The organism is Collimonas sp., assembly GCF_035566555.1.
GTDB lineage: Bacteria > Pseudomonadota > Gammaproteobacteria > Burkholderiales > Burkholderiaceae_D > Collimonas.
Genome location: NZ_DATMRB010000079.1, coordinates 1 through 2,578 on the forward strand (window position 1 = coordinate 1; position 2,578 = coordinate 2,578).

Consider the following 2,578-nt stretch of genomic DNA (forward strand, 5'->3'; position numbering starts at 1 on the left):
CCGGGAGCAGGAAAAATAAGGATGCAGTGCCGTTTATCTGGCCAAGGCACTGATTTCATTCATTTTTTCCAATTCCCGGCGGGATTTATTGTATAATTTGCGGTTTTCCACCCCCGGCAAGTGATCGACAATCGGGTCAAGGAGCAAGACGACCGACGAAGTGATTGATTGGCTACCACTCAATTGAGGCAATTATGAAAGACGGCATTCACCCAAATTACCGCGAAGTTCTGTTCCACGACGTCTCGAACGATTTCAAGTTCGTCACACGTTCGACCATCCAGACTCGCGAAAACATCACCCACGAAGGTAAAGAATACCCTCTGGTGAAGATTGAAGTTTCGTCGGAATCGCATCCGTTCTACACCGGTCAACACAAGATCGTTGACACCGCCGGCCGCGTTGACAAGTTCCGCAAGAAATTCGGTACTGTCGGTTCCAAGACAGCGATCGCGAATCAATAATTCGTCCGCATGTTCAAAAAGGCAGCTGCGGCTGCCTTTTTTTATTTATCAGATTTCGCGACGGCAGCTCCCTGCAACAGCTAACTCTTTGATAAATAGTAAATAATTGTATGTTCGCTTGAGAACGTCCAGAACAAAAATTACTCTCAGCAATAGCGAAGTCCCCCGCTATCCGGCACAATACCCAGCAATTCAACATTGATCAAACACCATTGTGATGAAGCCCGTCCGTCTCCCTGCTTCCGCCACCAGCGCACTGCCACGCTGGGGGCTGTGGGCACTGGGATTGTTGTATATTCTGCCGGGCCTGATCGGGCGCGATCCGTGGAAAAATGAAGACGCCTCCAGTTTCGGCATCGCCTGGACCATGGCGCATGGCGGCTGGGCCGACTGGCTGGCGCCGAACATCGTCGGCTTGCCGATGCCGGCTGAAAGTCCGCTGACCTACTGGATCGGCGCGCTGTTCATCAAGCTGTTCGGCTGGCTGCTCAGCGATCCTCTGGCAGCCCGGCTCTCCACCGTGATATTTTTCGTGGTCGGCTCGCTCTCGGTCTGGTACGCCACCTACCTGCTGGGCCGGCGCACCGAGGCGCAGCCGCTGCGGCTGGCCTTTGGCGGCCAGCCCGAACCGCGTGACTTCGGCCGCACCCTGGCCGACGGCGCCTTCCTGATTTACCTGGGCTGCCTGGGCCTGCTGTCGCACAGCCATGAAGCCACCGCCAAGAGCCTGCAGATTTCGCTGGTGGCGTTTTCCATCTTTGTCGCGGTGCGCCTGTTTGAAGCACGCAGTATACGCAGCGCCGCCCTGCTCGGACTGACCTTCGGCCTGCTGATCCTGACCCGCGGCTGGGTGCTGCCGCTGGCGCTGCTGTGCGGCCTGCTGACGCTGGCCTTGATGCGGGAAAAAGCCATCATCAAGGACTTGCTGCTGGTGACCCTGCCGGTGACGGTGATGGTCGCCGGCCTCTGGCTGGCGGCCACCTGCGCCCTGCTGCCGCTCGGCGTGGATCATTTCTCCGCCTGGGAAAACTTCAATCTGCAGCAGCTGAGCTGGCCGACCTGGACCGCCATCTCGTACTACTTCAAATACGGCATCTGGTTTGCGTGGCCGGCCTGGCCTTTCGCCGGCTGGGCCGTGTATGCCTGGCGCGAACAGCGCTCGACTCTGCATATCGCCCTGCCGCTCACATTCTTCATCAGCCTGACGGTGGTGCTGCTGCTCAATCCGCATCCGGAAGAAGGCATCTTGCTGCCTTTGCTGCCGGCGCTGGTGATCCTGGCCGCCTTCGGCCTGCCTACCATGAAGCGCGGCGCCATCAATGCTGTCGACTGGTTCTCAGTGATGACCCTGACCGCCTGCGCCGCCTTCATCTGGCTGGCCTGGATCGCCAAGGAAAGCGGCTGGCCGGCGCAGATCGCCAAGAACGTCTACAAGCTGGCGCCCGGCTTCAAGCCTGAGTTCAACCTGATGGCGCTGGCAATCGCTATCCTCGGGTCGGTATTCTGGATCCTGCTGGTGAACTGGCGCCTGTCGCGCCGGCCCTCGGTATTGTGGCGCGCCGTGGTACTGTCGTCCGGCGGCGTGATCCTGTGCTGGCTGTTGCTGACCACGCTGTGGCTGCCATGGATTAACTATAGTAAGAGTTATGCCGGCGTCGCTGCTCAGATCGACCAGCACCTGCCAACCGTCAAGCAATGTGTGGATACCAACGTCGGCCCGGCGCAACGTGCTTCATTTGCCTATTTCGGCGACATCCCGTTCGGCGAATACAACCAGCCGCATTGCGATTTCCTGCTCTACCAGGACAATGTCTCGGTCAAGTCCGACGATGCCATCTGGCGCGAGTTCAAAGGCAACTGGAAGCTGCTGTGGACCGGTCGCCGGCCGTCCGACAGGGATGAACGCTTCCGCCTGTACCAGCGCGTAGCCAATTGAGATCTGTTGCCAAGGAAATATCCTGTATCGGCAGGGGATTCGTGAGGCAAAGCCCGCATGCACAAAGGCTATTGATCGCACCGCCGAATTAAGTCATAATAGCGGACGCGTTGCCGAGATGGCGGAATAGGTAGACGCACGGGACTCAAAATCCCGCGCTGGAGACAGCGTGCCGGTT

2 protein-coding genes are annotated in these 2,578 nt (G+C 58.4%); both read left to right on the forward strand.

Annotated elements, in window-relative coordinates; all coding sequences use genetic code 11:
* Positions 1 to 194: 194 nt before the first annotated feature.
* Positions 195 to 464: a type B 50S ribosomal protein L31 gene (locus tag VNZ65_RS09835; protein WP_325668445.1), complete on the forward strand. Its 270-nt coding sequence runs from the start codon at positions 195 to 197 to the stop codon at positions 462 to 464.
* A 217-nt stretch (positions 465 to 681) separates the two neighbouring features.
* The gene (locus VNZ65_RS09840; protein WP_325668447.1) at positions 682 to 2,400 is read left to right on the forward strand and encodes a glycosyltransferase; all 1,719 of its coding nucleotides are present in this window, start codon (positions 682 to 684) and stop codon (positions 2,398 to 2,400) included.
* Positions 2,401 to 2,578: the final 178 nt, after the last annotated feature.

What these genes read in the sequence shown, in the direction of transcription:
- VNZ65_RS09840 (WP_325668447.1), top strand. Translation starts at nt 682, where the DNA reads ATGAAGCCCGTCCGTCTCCCTGCTTCCGCCACCAGCGCACTGCCACGC.
- VNZ65_RS09835 (WP_325668445.1), top strand. Translation starts at nt 195, where the DNA reads ATGAAAGACGGCATTCACCCAAATTACCGCGAAGTTCTGTTCCACGAC.